The following is an 18,413-nucleotide window of genomic DNA, read 5'->3' as shown; positions in this document are numbered from 1 at the left end:
TGATAAAAACTATTTTTCCCCTAGTTACGAAGAATAACTACATAAAATAATTCTCTCTTTGCATTAAAAAAATCAACGCCTTTTTTTAATTTTGTAGAAAAATCTTTATATTTTAACAAAACCTTGATTTTATTGGGTTTTTGATAAAATGGACTTTTTACAAATTTCTATATTTTATAAGGGTTTTTGACTTTATCAATAGTTTTCGACAAAATTAAAGACGCCTTTTGGCGTTGATTTTTTCCTTTATATTATAATTTATAGATTAATAACATAATTAAAACTTTTACTTGCTCAATTATAAATCTTCATAGAAATCATCGGTAATTTTAAACGAACTACTATTTTTTAATTTTTGTAAAATTGTTTTCTCTTCTGGGGACAATTTTGTTGGAATTGTGACAATCACATTAACAATTAAATCCCCCCGTTTTGTTGAAGTTGGTGATTTAAAAAAACCACGATTGGGAATATTAAAAATACTATTTGTTTTTGTATTTGATGATAATTTTAAATGAACATCACCATCAAAAGTTGGAACTTTAATTTCATCTCCTAATAAGGCATCTAAATACGAAACAGGTAAATTTAAATGTAAGTTGTCATTAACCCGTTTAAAGTATCTATTCGATTTGACTAAAATTTCAAGATACAAGTCACCTCGAGGGCCATTATTTAATCCATAGTTTCCTTTTTCACGAATTCGGACTTGTTGATTTTCATAAATTGATTTTGGTAATTCAATTTCAACGGCTTCTTTACCACGATAATGCCCTTGCCCTTTACATTTTGAACATTTATTGGTAATAACTTTCCCCCGTCCTTTACAATCTGGACATGGTTGTTGCGACTGAATAATACCAAAAATGCTCCGTTGTTCAAGATTAACATAGCCATAACCATCACAAGATGTACAAGTATGAATGTCTTTTTTCGGATCTTTTGCTCCCGTTCCTTCACAACCTTCACATTTCTTATCAATATTTAAGTCTAATTTAACTGTTTTACCAAACATTTGTTCTTTTAAAGTTACTACAACACGAGCGGCAATATTTTCCCCTTTAATAGATTGATTGCTAAAACCGCGTTGTTTCTTACCACCACCAAAAAAGTTTTCAAAAATATCGCCAAAACCACCAGAGAAAATATCTTCAAAATCAGCAGTTCTACCAAAACCACCAAAACCATTTGGATCAGTTCCCGCATTGCCAAACTGATCATAATTACGGCGTTTATTGGGGTCTGATAAAACTTCATAAGCTTCATTAACTTCTTTAAATTTTACTTCGGCATCCTTTTCTTTTGAAATATCAGGATGATATTTTTTCGCTAATTGCCGAAAAGCACGTTTAATTTCATCATCAGTGGCATTACGATTAACACCTAATACTTCATAATAGTCTCGTTTTCCCATTTTACCATCTTTCTGCTTTCTCTTTTAAAGAAAAGATAACTAAAATAATTTTAGTCATCATTATCGTCTTATTTATCTTTTTTTTCATCATCATTGTTAGTAACTTCTGGTTCTGGTTGGTCACCTTCTTGATCATGCATAAATTTTGAAGCTTCAGCCATTGCTTGTTCTAACAGTGTCATTTTGGCTTCTAATCCTGCATAGTCTTCTTTTTCTAACAATTCTTTAATTTCTTTAACCATTTCTTCTGAAGTTTTTAATTGCTCAGGATCCATTTTATCCTTATTGCCCTCTAAAACTTGTGTAATTGTTGTAATATATGACTCTGCTTTATTGCGTAGTTCAATGTTTTTTAATTTTTGTTCATCTTTATCTTTGTTTTGTTCTGCTTCATCAACCATTCGTTGAATTTCTTTTTCTGTTAAACCACCACCATTGGTAATTGTAACTGATTGTCCTTTATTTGTTTTTAAATCTTTTGCCGCAACCGATACGATTCCGTTAACATCAATTGAAAACTTAACTTCAATTTGGGGAATTCCTTTTGGGGCAGGATCAATCCCTGATAATTGGAAACGACCCAAAGTTTTATTATCCTCTGCCATTTTACGTTCCCCTTGTAAAACATGAATATCAACGGCAGGTTGATTATCAGCGGCCGTTGAAAAAACTTGTGCCTTTGATGTTGGAATTGTTGTATTACGAGGAATTAAGACTGTTGAAACGCCTCCTAATGTTTCAATTCCTAATGATAATGGTGTAACATCTAATAATAAGACATCTTTAACATCACCAGCTAAAACTCCCCCTTGAATTGCGGCACCAATTGCCACCACTTCATCTGGATTAATTGTACGATTTGGTTCTTTTTCTAACTCATGTTTAATAACTTCTTGGACAGCCGGAATTCTCGTACTTCCTCCAACTAGTAAAACTTGATCTAAATCACTTGGTTTTAATTTTGCATCAGCTAAGGCTTTTCGAACTGGTTCAATTGTTCGTTGCACAAGTGATTTTGTCATTTCATCAAATTTTGCTCTTGTTAATGTTAAGTTTAAATGTAATGGATTACCATCACGCGCAGTAATAAATGGAGCAGCAATTTCAGTTTGTAATTGTGAAGAAAGATTTTTTTTCGCTTTTTCTGCTTCTTCTTTTAACCGTTGCATTGCCATTTTGTCAGTTTTTAAATCAATCCCATTATATTTTTTAAATTCATCAATCATTCATTGAATAATAACTTCATCAAAGTCATCTCCTCCTAAATGATTATCCCCCGCAGTTGACAAAACTTCAAATGTTCCATCTGCTAAATCTAAGATTGAAACGTCAAAAGTTCCTCCTCCTAAGTCAAAAACTAACACTTTTTGTTCTTTATCAACTTTATCAATTCCATACGCTAAGGCAGCAGCAGTTGGTTCATTAATAATTCTTTCAACATCTAACCCAGCAATTTTCCCAGCATCCTTTGTTGCTTGACGTTGTGCATCGTTAAAATATGCTGGAACAGTAATAACTGCTTTTGAAATTTTTTGTCCTAATTTTTTTTCAGCATAATGTTTTAAATAACGTAAAACTTCCGCAGAAATTTGTTCAGGAGTATAATCCTTATTATTTACATGAACTTTTTCCGCTGTTCCCATTTTTCTTTTAATTGAACTAATTGTATTTGGATTTGTCACTGCTTGTCGTTTAGCAGCATCTCCTACAATAATTTCTTCATTTTTAAATGAAACAACTGATGGTGTTGTTCGTTGTCCTTCTGGATTTTCTAAAACTTTAAATTCTTTCCCTTCCATCACCGCAACACACGAATTTGTTGTTCCTAAATCAATCCCAATAATTTTGGCCATAATATAATTTCTTCCTCTCTCTAATTTAGTTATTTTGCAACTTGAACTGATGCATGACGTAAAACACGTTCATGAATCATATACCCTTTTTGTAAAATTTTAACAATACATCCTGATGAAACATCAGATGTTTCGATCGTTTCGATTGCCGCATGGAAACTATAACTAAAGTGTTCGCCTACTTTTGTTTCCATTGCGGTAATTCCTTCTTCTTCAAAAACCGTTTTAAACATACGATAAATCATTTCAAACCCCGTTAAAAAGTTTTTCACTTCTGGTGTTAGATTGGTAACTTGTAAAGCACGTTCAAAGTTATCTAATGTTGGCAATAATTTCTCTGCCATCCCAGCTGCCCGATAACGTTTAATATCTGCAACTTCGTGATGAATTCTTTTCTTTAAATTTTCACCATCAGCTAAAGCTAATAATTTCTCTTCCCGCAATCGTAAATTGTCTTTTAACAATGAATCAATTTCTTGTTCTAAATCCTCAATAATTGCTAAATTATTTGCTTCAACTGTCGGTGACACTGTTTCTGTTTTTTCCGATGATGAATTAGCCGTTTGATTGTTTGCTAATTCTTTCCGTAACTGTTGAATTTTTTCTTTTAATTGGTTTGGTGAAGATTTGTCTTTTTTTTCACTACTTTTTTCATTACTCATTAATCTCATCCTCTCTCTCCTCTTTTTGATATGCTTCTTTAATCCGATATGCTAATCATTCTAAAACTTCATAAAGCTTATCGTATTCTAACCGCTTTGGTCCTAGCAAAGCAATTCCTCCTTCTTGCACATCATCAACCTTATAAGTTGTTGTCAATAAAGCCATATCATCATTGTTAAAGCCTGTCTCATTCCCAATTTGAATTGAAACAAGATATTCATTTGGATTATTTTGTTGTTTTTTAAAATAATCAAACGGAGAAATTGTTTCAATAAAACGAATAACTTGTTTAATTCGTTCGGGATTATTATATTCTGGATTTCGCAGCATATATTGAATCCCATGAGTTGAATAACTCGGTTTAACAAGCATTGTTAAAGCATTAACAAATTGTTTTAAAATATATTCATAACATTTTACTTGTTTTTCTAAAATTGGCCTAATTACCTCGAATTTCGTTGGAATATCAGTTATTTTAGTATTTTCCAATCGATTATTAAATAATTCAACTGAAATTTGTAAATCACCCATTGAACTATTTTCATTAATTATAAACATTTTATTTTCAACATGACCATTTGCTAACACAAAGACAACAACTGCTTGTGTTGCAGAAATTGGTAATAACTCAATTTTCTTTAATAATTCCTCTTGAAAATTTGGCCCAACAACAACTGTTGTTAAATTTGTCATCTCGCTTAAAATTTGGCCAGTTTGATCAATAATATCACTAATTGACATATTACGATTAACAAATAAAGCTTCAATGGGGTTTTTAATATCATCAATATTTTTTTCAACCATCAAATTATCGACATAATAACGATAACCTTTTGTTGATGGAATTCTTCCCGATGAAGCGTGTTCTTTTTCTAAAAAACCTTCTTTTTCTAAAATTGCACATTCATTACGAATTGTTGCAGAAGAAGAATCTATTAAGGATGAAGCAATAATAGCTTTACTTCCTACGGGTTGTGCTGTTTTTGTGTACTCTTCTACAATTATTTTTAAAATACTTTCTTGTCGTTGACTTAACGTTATCAGCATCACCCTTCTTCAATTCTAATAAATATTTGGCAATTAACACTAAATAGTGCTAACAATTAATATTATAAATTTATCATTTATAGAATGCAAGTGCTAATTTAATTTTGTGCTATTTTTAATAACCATTTCATTCTTAACAACGTCAATTGTATAAGATTTTCCCTCTTGCACTTTTTCAGCAATAATAGCATGAGCAATTAAAGATTCAAGGTTTCGTTGAATATATCGTTTAATTGGTCGTGCCCCAAATTCGCGGTTATAGCCTTCATTTAAAATTTTCTCTAACACTTTTTCAGAATAACTAATGCGAATATTTTTCGTATCCTCAATCCGTTGTGTTAACTCAGATAATTCTTTTTCAATAATTTCTTTAATAACATCTTTTGATAAAGCATTAAAGGTGATAACATTATCAATTCGGTTTAAAAATTCTGGTTTGAATTTTTTAGCTAATTCTTTTTGAATTAATAACCTAATGCCTTCATTATTTTCATTTAATAAATACTCTGATCCAATATTAGAAGTCATAATAATAATTGTATTTTTAAAATCAACTGTTTTCCCTAATGAGTCTGTTAAACGACCATCTTCTAAGATTTGCAATAAAATATTTAGAATATCGGGATGGACTTTTTCAATTTCATCAAATAAAACTATTGAATAAGGATTACGACGAACAGCCTCAGTTAATTGTCCACCTTGTTCATGGCCAACATAACCTGGCGGGGCCCCAATTAATTTACTTACTGAATGGCGCTCCATATATTCTGACATATCTAAGCGAACCATTTGTTTTTCTGAGTTAAAAAGAATATCTGCTAAACTACGGGCAACTTCGGTTTTCCCAACCCCTGTTGGTCCTAAAAATAAGAAACTACCAATTGGTTTATTCGGATCTTTAATTCCACTGCGGCTACGAATAATAGCATCCGCAACAGCTTGAATTGCCTCATTTTGGCCCCGAACACAACGCCGTAAAATATTATCTAGATTTAATAACTTTGCTTTTTCAGTTTCCACTAAGCGGTCAACGGGAATTCCTGTTCATTTTCCAACAATCGCCGCAATTTCACGTTCAGTAACATCTTCTTTTAATAATAGTTGCGAACCAGATGCTTGTTTTTCTTGTTCATGTAATTGTTGTTCTAATTTTGGTAACAAGGCATATTGAATTTCACCAGCACAATTAAAGTCGCCACTTAATTGTGCTTGTTCTAATTCTTTTTTTAACTGTTCAACTTGAGACTTTAAGTCTTTTAATTTTTTAATACTTTCTTTTTCTGAATTTCATTGAATATCTAATTTTTGTTGTTTTGTTTTCAATGGTTTTAACTCATTCTCAATATCAACTAACCGTTCATTTGATCCCTTATCCGTTTCCTTCTGTAAAGCTGCTTTTTCAATTTCTAATTGAACAATTCGCCGATTTAAATTATCTAACTCCGTTGGCACAGAGGCAATTTCTGTTTTAATTGTTGCAGAAGCTTCATCAATTAAATCAATTGCTTTATCTGGTAAAAATCGATCAGTAATATAACGTGACGATAAATTAACAGATGCAACTAAAGCACTGTCATGAATTTTAACCCCATGAAAGGTTTCAAAACGTTCTTTTAAACCACGTAAAATTGAAATACTTTCATCAATTGTGTTTTCACTAACGACTACTTTTTGAAAACGGCGTTCTAAGGCAGCATCTTTTTCAATATATAAACGATATTCATCTAATGTTGTTGCTCCAATACAATGTAAATCACCACGAGCTAACATTGGTTTTAATAAGTTGCTAGTATCCATACTACCTTGGGTTTTTCCAGCCCCAACAATTAAATGTAATTCATCAATAAATAAAATGATATCTCCATTTGAATCTTTAACTTTGTTAAGTACTGCTTTTAGGCGTTCTTCAAATTCACCCTGAAATTTAGCGCCGGCAATTAAAGCCCCCATATCTAATTCATAAATTGTTTTGTTTTGTAAATTACTAGGAATATCACCTTTAACAATTCTTTGTGCTAATCCTTCTACAATGGCTGTTTTCCCAACCCCTGGTTCACCAATTAAAACCGGATTGTTTTTAGTTCTGCGCGATAAAATTCGAATTACCCGATTAATTTCATCTTCACGGCCAATAATTGGGTCTAATTTTCCGCCAATAGCTTCTTTATTAAGATTTTTGGCAAATTTTTCAAGCACCTTAAAATCTTTGTCTGGTTCATATTGTTGTGTTAAATCCATGATACCTGCCTCCTTATTTTTAGCACTCTATGTGCTTATCTGCTAATTTCATAATTATATATTATCATACTGCTTAGCAAAGTCAATCAAAGTAATCATTTAATGTCCTTATCTTGTGATAATTTCGTAATAGTTATCTAGCAAAAATTTCGCAACCATTTAAAATTAAAGATGGTGATAACAATGGAAAGAAAACTAACAATGAAAGAACAACATAAATACAAAACAATTGAAAAAATTATTAACAATAAAATATCAAAGCAAAGAGCTGCAAATATTTTACACTTATCAATTCGTCGCATTGAACAACTTATAAAACTTTATGATCCACAAAATAGTCAATCATTTGCTCACCATTCTCGTGGAAGGATAGCTCACAATAAAACAAATCCACAAATTTGTGAAAAGATTATAAATTTGTATAAAACTAAATATATTGACTTTAATTTTACTCATTTCAAAGAAAAATTAATCGAAAATGAAGGAATAAACATTTCATATTCAGTTTTATACAAATTAATGTCCTTAAATCAAATTAAAACAACTCGAAAGCAAAAAAAATAAAGAAAAAAGATAAAACACACCCTTTAAGAGAACGTCGAAAATGTTTCGGCGAACTATTACAAGCTGATGCCAGTGAACATCATTGATTAGGACCAAATGGTCCAAAATGATTTTTACATGGCGCAATTGATGATACAACAAATACGGTTGTTGGATTATATTTTTCTTATCAAGAAACATTACAAGGTTATTATAATGTTTTACATCAAATTTTACGAAATTATGGAATTCCCATGACATTTTATACCGATAAACGAACAATCTTTACATACCAAAAAAGTAGTGATAAAACCGAAGAAAAAGACACCTTTACTCAATTCAGCCGATGCTGTTATGAATTAGGTGTCGAAATCATACCCCAAGCAAAGGGACGAATCGAACGTTTATGAGGCACTCTACAAGATCGCTTGAAAAATGAATTAATTCTCGCAGGAGTAACCACTATTGAAGAAGCAAATACATTCTTAAAAGAATTTATAACCAAATTCAATAAACAATTTGCCATTCCTATTGATTATAACAATTCTGTCTTTGTTGACGCTCCTAATAATGACAAAATTAATTTATTTTTATCAATCACTTCAACGCAACAAACAGACAATGGTTCATCAATTAGTTATAACAATAAAAAATATATGGCTTATAATAATAAAAAGTTAAAAGTCTTTAATTCAAAAACAAAAATTACAGTAATTAAAGCATTTGATGAAACATTATATTTAAAATATAACAATCAAATATATAATTTATTAGAATAAATTCCGGTTCCTATTAAAAATATTGAAAACAAAGTTCCCAAATCTAAAGCACATAAACCAAAACCAAATCATCCTTGAAATAATCAATATACATTACAAACATTATCAATTAAATAATTTTTCGAAATTTTTGCTAGATATTGACAATTATTTTCGATAAAAAATAAAAGGCATTAATTTTACTGGGGAGTAAATTAATGCCTTAAAAAAGAAAGGAGGATAAATCTCCTATGAATATTATAACACTTAAAAAAATATACAATAGACTTATAGCGATACCTTGTTATTTATGCTTAAAAAGCAATTAAAATTTTTAAAAATAATTATTTTAAAGTTTAATTTAATTTTTTTTAATTTGTAATTTTTTTATTTTTGTTAGTATCGCAAGAAGTCTAATATAAACCAAAAAAACTCGCTTCGCTCGTTTTTTGCTTCGCAAAACAAAATTATTTTACTTTACCTTATTCGGATAAATAAAAAAAGGCACGACATAAAGTCTCCGTGCAATTTTTTATTTCCCTTTTTGTTTTTCTATTTTATCTTTATTTTAAAAATATTTATTTTTTCTTTTATAACTATTTACTATTTCATTTTTTTATACTATAATATATTTAATTAAGAAAACTTAAATTTATAAGTAGTTCTTAATATTTAAAATTGTTATAAATACAATTCATGAATCACTAAATATTAATATTAGTTATAAATTTAAGTTTAAAAAGACTAAAAATAATATTTACGCGGATTAACTGTACTAATAACAATCATCCGTTTTTTATTTATTAAAAAACATAAACAACTTCATATCTAAGTGAATAAACACTATAAAAAAGCCGGCCGAGGCAATGCGCATTATTAGGGCGTGAGGAAACATGTAAATCGGCGCTGGTTATATTTAAACTAAGCGATAGTCGTGATAAGTGCAAGGTCAACATCGAACGACAATAAAAATAGAGATGGCCACTTTATAAATAAATTTGCGATAGACATTGTCCCATCGAGGATGGCAGCGGTTCTACAAACCACAACGCCAGCACCAGGCTCTTCAAGGTGCAAGTGAATTTATTTTAAAAACTGAACGTTTTGACTTGAAATAGTGCGGAATAAGAGGAATAGCTATACGGCGTTTTCTGTCAAAATACGAAGTAAATAACCTAATATCAACAAGACAAAAACAAATACTTTACCTTATTGAATTACTTATTTCTCGCCTTAACACTTTTATTTGGCCAGTAAGGACCACCATCAAGTTATATTATTTGTTTTTCTATCTCAACTTTACCTTGCTAAAATTATTTGAGAGCGCACACACCCCTTCTCTTCTTTCTTTTCTGATAAAAAACATAATTAATTAACCTAAATAACAAAACACTACTTATAATAAATTAATTATGTAGGGAATAGCTCTATTGATAAAAGATATTAAAAGATATATAATTCACTTGATTAAAATAAAAATATCTAAAAAAGGAAATAACGAAATGAAGAAATTACTTACCTTATTAAGTATATTAACAATAAGTATGGGCGCACTACCAACAGTAATTGCAATAACACCAAATAATCAAAGAGAAAAAAATAATCAACATAAAAATTTAAAACGAACTAAAAGAGAAAACATTCAAACATTAGACCAACAAAAAGTTGTTATTAGAACAAATGGCTATGTTGCTTCTTCTGGTGTTGTTTTTAACAATAAACTATATTTTGGTTCATATGACAATAATGTCTATGAATACGACCCGATAACAAAACAACAAAAAATTGTTATTAGAACAAATGGCTATGTTGCTTCTTCTGGTGTTGTTTTTAACAATAAACTATATTTTGGTTCATGAGATAATAATGTATATGAATATGACCCTGTAACAAACCAACAAAAAATTGTTATTAGAACAAATGGCTATGTTGATTCTTCTGGTGTTGTTTTTAACAATAAACTATATTTTGGTTCATATGACAATAATGTCTATGAATACGACCCGATAACAAAACAACAAAAAATTGTTATAACAACAAATGGCGATGTTGATTCTTCTGGTGTTGTTTTTAACAATAAACTATATTTTGGTTCATGAGATAATAATGTCTATGAATATGATCCGATAACAAACCAACAAAAAATTGTTATCACAACAAATAACATTGTTGGTTCTTCTGGTGTTGTTTTTAACAATAAATTATATTTTGGTTCATATGATAAAAATGTCTATGAATACGACCCGATAACAAAACAACAAAAAATTGTTATTAGAACAAATGGCTATGTTGCTTCTTCTGGTGTTGTTTTTAACAATAAACTATATTTTGGTTCACACGATAATAATGTATATGAATATGACCCTGTAACAAACCAACAAAAAATTGTTATTAGAACAAATGGCTTTGTTGATTCTTCTGGTGTTGTTTTTAACAATAAACTATATTTTGGTTCATGAAATCATAATGTGTATGAATATGACCCTGTAACAAACCAACAAAAAGTTGTTATTAGAACAAATGGCGGTGTTGATTCTTCTGGTGTTGTTTTTAACAATAAACTATATTTTGGTTCATGAGATCATAAAGTTTATGAATATTCAGTTTTATATAATTTAGAAAATTTTATTCAAAAAAGACAATTAAATAAAATCAATAATAATAATGATAAATCGCTTTTGAATGAACTAAATTATTTATATCCCGAGTTAGATATTTCACAATTAGAAGTAATTAATAAAAAAAGAACATTTGTTACTATAAAAGCAAAAAATACAAGTGATAAATATTTTGGAGAAAAGAAAATTTATTTTAAAATAGATAATGAAGATAGTAAAAATATTATTTTATATGATTTAATTAAAAAAGCAATCTTTTTTAAATTTAGAGATGATAACCCTAATTTAGAATTTTCAAAAATTAAAGATATTGATCTTAGTTATTTACAATATTCAAATATTGAATTAAAAGAAACACTTAAACCAAAAATTATTGTTTCTACTCCTATATCTAATTATTGTATTGGGGATTCAATTTTAAGCAATAATACTTCGTTAATTCAAACAGTAGAAACAAGGGAATGTACTATATCTTATGACATAGAAAAAAGAATTCAGTTATCAAATGGTTTAATAAAATCTAAAAGTTTAGAACAAGGACAAACAACCGGAAGAGAACAAATGGCTTCTTCTAGTTCTAGTGTTTCGAAAACCAATACGAAGTCTTTAGAAGTTGTTGATGCTTTTGAAAACATTGATGTTAAACAATCATCAGAATCAAGTGGATGACATGCTGAACTTAGCGTTAATGCCGATGCTTCATTTAATGTTGGTTTTGCTAGTGGCGGTGTTTCTACAACATATTCAGGTGGGTATAACAAAAATTCTGAAACTTCGCAAAGCAGTTCTTCTGGGCATACAAATTCTAAATCTACCGGGAATGTTGACAGTAATCAAAGAGAAGAAAGCAAAACCAACATTATAACAAATAATAATAGTAGTTCAAGTTTTAATTCTGCTTCAAAAAATATTAGTTTAGAAAAAACTGAATCAAACACTGGAACACAAACAATAAAATTTACATGACCTTCTCAAAAAATTAAAGTTAATCCAAATAAAAAAGTTATTGTTAATTTTATTATTAAAAAAATTACGGGTGAAATTGTTTTAGATTTAAAACAAGATATCAGTGGCGACATAATCGTTAAAATTAATAATAACAACAATGAAGAACAAACTATTGATTTTTCAATTGGAGAATTAATGCAAAAATTAATTAAATATAAACTTTTACCATCCCAAATTAGTATTAGTGAGTTTGATGAAAAAGATATTTATTTTGAAGGAAAAATCAGATTTTTAATTGAAAATTATCAACGAGAAGATATAAAATTGGGTAAAGAACAAAAATTAGATTAATAATAGTTTATCAGAAAGAAAACTATACAAAATGAAAAAAATATTATCAATATTATCAACAATATCTTTATCTACTATAATATCAACCAATATTATTGGTTGTAAAACATCAAATACAAACAATGAAAATAACAAATCAACAGAACCTAAATTTATCATACAACAACCACCAGAAAATAGTAATTGAAAATTAATTGATTATCCAACATCTAAAAATATTATTCATAATTTATTTAAAAATCCAGACAATAAATGATATATAGTAAATTTATTTACTGTACAAGAAGGAAATATTATAAGAAAATTTAAATTTACAAATGAAATTAAATTAATTAAAAAAAGTGATTATGATGAATTTACTTGAGAATATAAATTTAAAGATTATGAAGGTTTACCAAATGAATTATTTGGATATTATAGATATATTTATCAATGAAACGGAATTAATGAACCTTTATTACCTAAAATTGATAATTCTGGTAAAATTACAAACTGAAATGAAAAAATAGAAACTAAAAAATAAATATATAAACTTTTCTTTACATATTCAAAAATTCTATTTTTATTTTTAAAACATTCTAATAAATTTCATAAAGATAATTAATAAAAATGTATTAGTAATGACAATATAAAAATCTAAATTAAATTTTCATATTTCGAATGTTTGTGCAAAAAAATTATATGTCGTTTGAAATAATTTACCCACCCCGCTTGCTAATTCATTTGCCTGTTTAATTCCCGGGATATTATTGACAATTCAGATTGAGCCATTTTTGATATGACAAACCATATCGTATCACTTACAATTTTCAATTTGTTCATTTCATCATTGTCCTATTGGTTTGTCAACAAGACTTGTTAAATCTTTTCAGTTATAAATCCCAAAATTAAAATCATAATAATGGTAAAACTCATTTTCTTTTTGGGCTTGTAATTCAAAAACACCGTATCCTACTTTTTGAATTGATAAATCTTTAACTCGTAATGGATAAGTAACTGTTCTATCATAAAACAAATAATCAGACGTACTATCAACTTTAAAATTATTAAAAACAGAATAATCAAAGTTAAAAACTCGCCCATACTTTGTTTGATAAAATTTATTGGCGTGGGATGAATAAATTTTGACATCTAAATTTTTATACTTATCAGAAAAATAAAAATACTTTGGAAAAATTTTAAAACCATTAATTACTAACAAACCAAATTTTTTACTATATCCTTGAATATAAGTTTCACCTTCTAAATCAAACATTACCCGTAAATAATTTTTATAAAAGTCATTCATAATTTTAAAACTACTATTCAAAATATTTTTTCATTTTAATTTATAATTTATTTTTTCTTGCTCGCTATTTAAATTTTCTAAGTTAACAACTGATAAAAAATTATCGGCTTTCAATCCTAAAAAATTAACAACTACCGTATCATATGTTAAAAAATCTAAATAACTTGCTTCCATAAATGCTCCACGATTAGTAAACATTGGCATCAATGCATTTGAAAAAAATTGTTTTAAAAAAGCATTAATATCAATTAACCCGTTTAATTCTTCCATTATAATTTTATTTTGCTGTTGATAAAGATAATTTTCAATTCTAAAATTTCATAATGCTTTACCATTTTTATCAATTAATCTGCTTTGTGTAAAATCAAAACTAAAATTTAATTTATCAGTATCATATTGATCATTTACATAATGTATTAAGGTTAAATTACCTGCTCGAATAATTTGCTCCTTATTTATTGTTAAAATCATCCGATAGACTACTTTTTTCTTTTCATCTAATTCATCAATAATTTCAAAATCAAAAATTATTCGTTGCGTTCCGTCAACATCTAACTTTTCATAATTAGCACTACCACCTTGTTCTACCCTAATATTTTCTTTTATTACTTCATCAAAAATATTAAATAAAAAACTTCATTCATCACCAGATTCTCAATCTGTAATTTTACCAGAATTATCAATTTTAGGTAATAAAGGTTCATTAATTCCGTTTCATTGATAAATATATCTATAATATCCAAATAATTCATTTGGTAAACCTTCATAATCTTTAAATTTATATTCTCAAGTAAATTCATCATAATCACTTTTTTTAATTAATTTAATTTCATTTGTAAATTTAAATTTTCTTATAATATTTCCTTCTTGTACAGTAAATAAATTTACTATATATCATTTATTGTCTGGATTTTTAAATAAATTATGAATAATATTTTTAGATGTTGGATAATCAATTAATTTTCATTTATCTTCATTAAATTTTACTTGCTCTAAATTTTTAATACTTTGTTGCATTTTTCTTGCTTTGCCAGTACCATCATACTTTTCAAAATATGTATACATAAAATTTGTTAAATCTTTTAAGAAAAATTTTTTATCAACACTATAAAATCGATCTAACTTATATTGCTTAACATAATTATCTCAATTCTGATATACTTCTAAAAATTGCTCACTTGGTTTATCAAACACAATTCCAGAGGCATAACTGTCTTTTAAAAAGTCTAGATATCAGTTTTCATTATAAGTTAAGGACTTTGAGGTTTTTAAAGTTGGGTTAACAAAATAATTGGTATCACTTCAATTTTCAAAAAAACTGCTGCGTAAAAACATTGTATTAATAAAATCTTGTTCCCTGACTTCAAAATTACTACTTCGCTTTTGTCGATTAACATTTTGAATAGGTGTCTCACTCGCTTTTAACGGCTTTAACGCCGTTAAACCATAAAAAGGGATAATTATTGTAATGAAAATTATTATAATCGCTCATAAGCCGCTTAATGACTTTCTCACTTTATTAACCTCCTAACTATATAATGTTTTTGAAATAATAAAGCCAACAAGATAAATTCCCGAAACCGTTTGCATAACTTGATGCGAAAACAGAACGGCCAACTTACCAATTGCTTTTAACAATCAATCATTCGAACTATATAAATCCATAATAATATTTGTGGCACCAGATAACTGATTAATAAGAACCGTAATAAATCCTGTTCCAAATATCGCCACAGCGACAACTAATAAAATCAATTTAATCATTATCTAATTCCGCTCTTAATCTTTCCTTGCGCTCTAACATTTTGTCTTTTAACTTCTTTTTTTGCCTGTTGTTTATTACTATTTTGATAAGCCTTTTTACCTGCACCCATCCCTTTTCTAACAGTTGATGAATATACTTTTGATACACCACTTTTAACTGTTGAACCTAAGTCGTTATAATTAGTTGCTGTGCCATTAACAGCATAAATTGATAATTCAACAATCATCGTAAAAACCAAAATATAAAAAAGCGAAACATTAGTTAAAGGCAATTTTATCGCCATAATCAAATCAAAAATATCCATAAAACAACCAATCACAAATGAAAAAACATTACTTCACGGATCACCACTTATTTGTTCAACTAAAAAATTAATCATCTTATTTTTTTCCTTTCTGATATTTTGCTTTTTCTTTGTTTGGTTGTAAATTTTCTTTTAAAATATCAATATCAAATAAAGCTAAGCGTTGCTTATTAGTTAATTTAGCAATGTCCGTTCAAAAATACTCTTTTTTATTAACAACTTCATCATTTTTTAAATCACGGACAAAACTTAATCAATAGCTATCATATTTATTGGCGTATTCTAACGGAATAATAATTTTAAAAAACCGCACCCCTAAACTATCACTTGATTTATAACGCGTTCGTTTACCATCCGCCAAGCGTTCCACTGATTTTTCTTTTCACGCTTGATAATCAACAACATCTTGAAAAAAGGCCAACTTTAAAATAAAACACTGATTAAAAATTGCCAAAAACTTTTTATTATTTCGCAGCGGTTTTTTTAACGCTAACGGAATAAAAATCCCATTGGCTAAATTACGAATATTATTTCATAACATTCCTTCACGTTGAGCGGTAAATATTCCTCTATTTTTAAATTGTCGCGCTAAAACAATTCACGGATTTTTACCGGCATGTTTTGCTTTTTCTTTATCGGGACTTGTCCCATCCAAATATAAAAAACTTTCATCAAATAAAATTAAACTATCGTCTGGTGGCACTAATTTTTTGCGATCCTTAAAATCTAAATTATTAAAAGTTAAAACTTTAACCGTCTCATCGGCAATCGGATAATTACTATAAATATTTTCCGCTAACAATTTCATAACTTGTGATAAATAAGTTAACAACAATGTTTTTCCCGTTCCTAACTTACCAACAATAATTGACAACGGACAATCTCACACCAGCCGCACTAACTTAAAAGTGTTACATTGATAAACAATATGTTTGTATAATCAAAAAATAAAATAAGCACCTTGCAAGGCAAATAAACAATAAAAAGCAAATCCCTGCGTAAATCTTAATGATAATAGAAAAACACTACTATAAATTAAATTTCAAAACAACAAAGACAAATTGATATAACAAAAATTTTTTATCATAAATAATAATTTTAATATTTTAATTTGTTTTTGCTTTTTCATATCCATAATTCCTTTACAAAATAAATTATTAAATTATCCTTTTATAGTTTTGTCTCCCCATAAATTTAATTCCTAAAAATGTTATAGTTAAATTGCATAAAAAATATAAAATAAAAAGGAATTAATCATAAAATATGATAAAAGAATTCTTAAAATTTTTTTAAAATACGGATGACCAATCATAGAACTAATTGGTTTTATAATAAATCCATTTAGAAAAGCATTTTTAGTATTAGATTGTTTAATATGAATAGGTAACAATATTCCTACAATAATAATCGGAAACATACTATGAACAATAATAATACTTGGTTTCATAACTAAATTATTAATCATTCCACTCTTAAAAAAATATTTTTTTAAATTTATGGGGAGACAAAACTATAAAAAGATTTAATTTAACTACTAAATCATCGTTTATAACGCATCGAAATAATGTTAATAACATAACCATTAAATAAAAACAATTAAATTAACGCAAATAAGAAATCAAAATTTTTTATCTTCCATTTTTTATGTTCTTTAAAACATTCGTAAGAATTTAAAAGTCATTCATAAGACAAATCATGTTAAAAACAAAATTACAATTCAAACACCAATCATGCAAACAAAATAATTGGTTTGCGTTAAAGATCTTGCCAGAAACTTTTCAATTTGGGTTTGATTAATAAATAAGAAAATATTGACAAATAACTTCTGTAATTGTTCTCAATGTTGATTTATCATCGACTACTCACCATTTTAAAAATTAAACAAATAACTTTTAAAAACAACCCAAAGAATAAAATGATAAACAACACAAAAGAGATTGTATATAAAAACTCCGGGGCGTCTTTTCCGACGATATAAGCAACAAATTGAACTCAATATTGATATAAACTCATTTAATTAATTAACCTTCCTTATTAATGTCTAATATAACGCTAGAGGGATATAAAAAATCCCCTGGCAAGTTATTAACGATTAAATCTAAAAATTCGCATAATAAAGCTGAAAATTCAAGTTAAAATTGCGAAACCAATGGGAATTAAAATAACCCAAACTTCGCCCATAAACGACATCATTTCAGGCATTATATTATATAAGCCGTCTTTAATTTGGATCATCGCTTTACCAATGCCTTTAAACATCGTCAGCACACCATCACCGACTGATTTAGTAGTAACTACCTCTGTTAATAAGTTCATTATTTGTTAACCTCCTTTACGTTGTTTTGTTGTTCTAAGCACAACTTTTCTTTCTTAATCTTTTTAATTTCAATTACGCGCCGATAGATTGACAAACCAATCGAAACTAAACTAGCAATTGTAATAGTCACAAAAAATATTCATGCCACTCACGACATTGATATTCCTTCTTTCTAAGGGTGTAAATTTTATACACCTAAAATATCATGCTTAATTATTTTTCCTTTTTAATTTCAGCAATATTATTAATATGTTCTAAAATTCCTTGTACTTTTTCAAATCCATATTTCTGATATAAAGTTTTCAA

General features: G+C 27.9%; 17 protein-coding genes. 4 read left to right on the top strand and 13 right to left on the bottom strand.

All coding sequences use genetic code 4. The features are described 5' to 3' along the window. Nucleotides 1-298: 298 nt before the first annotated feature. The 5 genes from dnaJ to ACQH23_RS01050 form a co-directional block, all read right to left on the bottom strand. Nucleotides 299-1,414: a molecular chaperone DnaJ gene (gene dnaJ, locus ACQH23_RS01070; RefSeq protein WP_425378597.1), complete on the bottom strand. Its 1,116-nt coding sequence runs from the start codon at nt 1,412-1,414 to the stop codon at nt 299-301. A gap of 68 nt (nt 1,415-1,482) precedes the next feature. Further along, nucleotides 1,483-3,267: a molecular chaperone DnaK gene (dnaK, locus tag ACQH23_RS01065; protein WP_425378596.1), complete on the bottom strand. Its 1,785-nt coding sequence runs from the start codon at nt 3,265-3,267 to the stop codon at nt 1,483-1,485. A 29-nt stretch (nt 3,268-3,296) separates the two neighbouring features. Then, nucleotides 3,297-3,929 carry a nucleotide exchange factor GrpE gene (locus ACQH23_RS01060; protein ID WP_425378595.1) on the bottom strand — a complete coding sequence of 211 codons (633 nt, stop codon included), beginning with the start codon at nt 3,927-3,929 and terminating at the stop codon, nt 3,297-3,299. Next, the gene (gene hrcA, locus ACQH23_RS01055) at nt 3,922-4,977 is read right to left on the bottom strand and encodes a heat-inducible transcriptional repressor HrcA (protein ID WP_425379276.1); all 1,056 of its coding nucleotides are present in this window, start codon (nt 4,975-4,977) and stop codon (nt 3,922-3,924) included. The genes ACQH23_RS01060 and hrcA overlap by 8 nt, the downstream gene beginning before the upstream one ends. 93 nt (nt 4,978-5,070) lie before the next feature. Then, a complete protein-coding gene (locus tag ACQH23_RS01050) occupies nt 5,071-7,215 on the bottom strand; it encodes an ATP-dependent Clp protease ATP-binding subunit (RefSeq protein ID WP_425378594.1) in 2,145 nt (714 codons plus the stop codon). Nucleotides 7,216-7,416: 201 nt separating this feature from the next. Between ACQH23_RS01050 and ACQH23_RS01045 the strand changes: the two genes are divergently transcribed. The 4 genes from ACQH23_RS01045 to ACQH23_RS01030 all read left to right on the top strand — a co-directional run bounded on the left by ACQH23_RS01045 (nt 7,417) and on the right by ACQH23_RS01030 (nt 12,956). Continuing rightward, on the top strand, nt 7,417-7,779 hold the full coding sequence (locus ACQH23_RS01045; protein ID WP_425378593.1) for a hypothetical protein: 363 nt from the start codon (nt 7,417-7,419) through the stop codon (nt 7,777-7,779). A 233-nt stretch (nt 7,780-8,012) separates the two neighbouring features. Beyond that, nucleotides 8,013-8,537: a hypothetical protein gene (locus tag ACQH23_RS01040; protein WP_425378592.1), complete on the top strand. Its 525-nt coding sequence runs from the start codon at nt 8,013-8,015 to the stop codon at nt 8,535-8,537. 1,481 nt (nt 8,538-10,018) lie between these two features. Further along, nucleotides 10,019-12,433, top strand: coding sequence for an ETX/MTX2 family pore-forming toxin (locus tag ACQH23_RS01035; protein WP_425378591.1), 2,415 nt, complete (start codon nt 10,019-10,021; stop codon nt 12,431-12,433). A gap of 31 nt (nt 12,434-12,464) precedes the next feature. Beyond that, complete coding sequence (locus tag ACQH23_RS01030; RefSeq protein WP_425378590.1) at nt 12,465-12,956, top strand: hypothetical protein; 492 nt, start codon at nt 12,465-12,467, stop codon at nt 12,954-12,956. A gap of 45 nt (nt 12,957-13,001) precedes the next feature. On the opposite strand, the gene ACQH23_RS01025 is transcribed toward ACQH23_RS01030, so the two are convergent. The 8 genes from ACQH23_RS01025 to ACQH23_RS00990 form a co-directional block, all read right to left on the bottom strand. After that, on the bottom strand, nt 13,002-15,236 hold the full coding sequence (locus ACQH23_RS01025) for a spiroplasma phage ORF1-like family protein (RefSeq protein ID WP_425378589.1): 2,235 nt from the start codon (nt 15,234-15,236) through the stop codon (nt 13,002-13,004). A gap of 12 nt (nt 15,237-15,248) precedes the next feature. Continuing rightward, nucleotides 15,249-15,485, bottom strand: a complete 237-nt coding sequence (locus ACQH23_RS01020) for a hypothetical protein (RefSeq protein WP_425378414.1) — start codon at nt 15,483-15,485, stop codon at nt 15,249-15,251. Then, nucleotides 15,485-15,865, bottom strand: coding sequence for a hypothetical protein (locus ACQH23_RS01015; protein ID WP_425378588.1), 381 nt, complete (start codon nt 15,863-15,865; stop codon nt 15,485-15,487). Before ACQH23_RS01015 ends, ACQH23_RS01020 begins: the two co-directional genes overlap by 1 nt. 1 nt (nt 15,866) lies before the next feature. Further along, nucleotides 15,867-16,688 carry a hypothetical protein gene (locus ACQH23_RS01010; RefSeq protein ID WP_425378587.1) on the bottom strand — a complete coding sequence of 274 codons (822 nt, stop codon included), beginning with the start codon at nt 16,686-16,688 and terminating at the stop codon, nt 15,867-15,869. A gap of 318 nt (nt 16,689-17,006) precedes the next feature. Then, nucleotides 17,007-17,255: a hypothetical protein gene (locus tag ACQH23_RS01005; RefSeq protein WP_425378586.1), complete on the bottom strand. Its 249-nt coding sequence runs from the start codon at nt 17,253-17,255 to the stop codon at nt 17,007-17,009. Between the two features lie 186 nt (nt 17,256-17,441). Then, complete coding sequence (locus ACQH23_RS01000) at nt 17,442-17,645, bottom strand: DUF2649 family protein (protein ID WP_425378418.1); 204 nt, start codon at nt 17,643-17,645, stop codon at nt 17,442-17,444. A 230-nt stretch (nt 17,646-17,875) separates the two neighbouring features. Then, nucleotides 17,876-18,106 (bottom strand): hypothetical protein, encoded by a 231-nt coding sequence (locus ACQH23_RS00995; protein WP_425378585.1) that lies wholly within the window; start codon nt 18,104-18,106, stop codon nt 17,876-17,878. Next, nucleotides 18,106-18,255 carry a hypothetical protein gene (locus ACQH23_RS00990; RefSeq protein ID WP_425378584.1) on the bottom strand — a complete coding sequence of 50 codons (150 nt, stop codon included), beginning with the start codon at nt 18,253-18,255 and terminating at the stop codon, nt 18,106-18,108. Before ACQH23_RS00990 ends, ACQH23_RS00995 begins: the two co-directional genes overlap by 1 nt. Between the last annotated feature and the right edge of the window lie 158 nt (nt 18,256-18,413).

The organism is Spiroplasma endosymbiont of Polydrusus pterygomalis (assembly GCF_964030635.1).
GTDB lineage: Bacteria > Bacillota_I > Bacilli_A > Mycoplasmatales > Mycoplasmataceae > Spiroplasma.
Note: the sequence above shows the minus strand (reverse complement) of the source record. Positions and strands in the feature narration are given on the sequence as shown.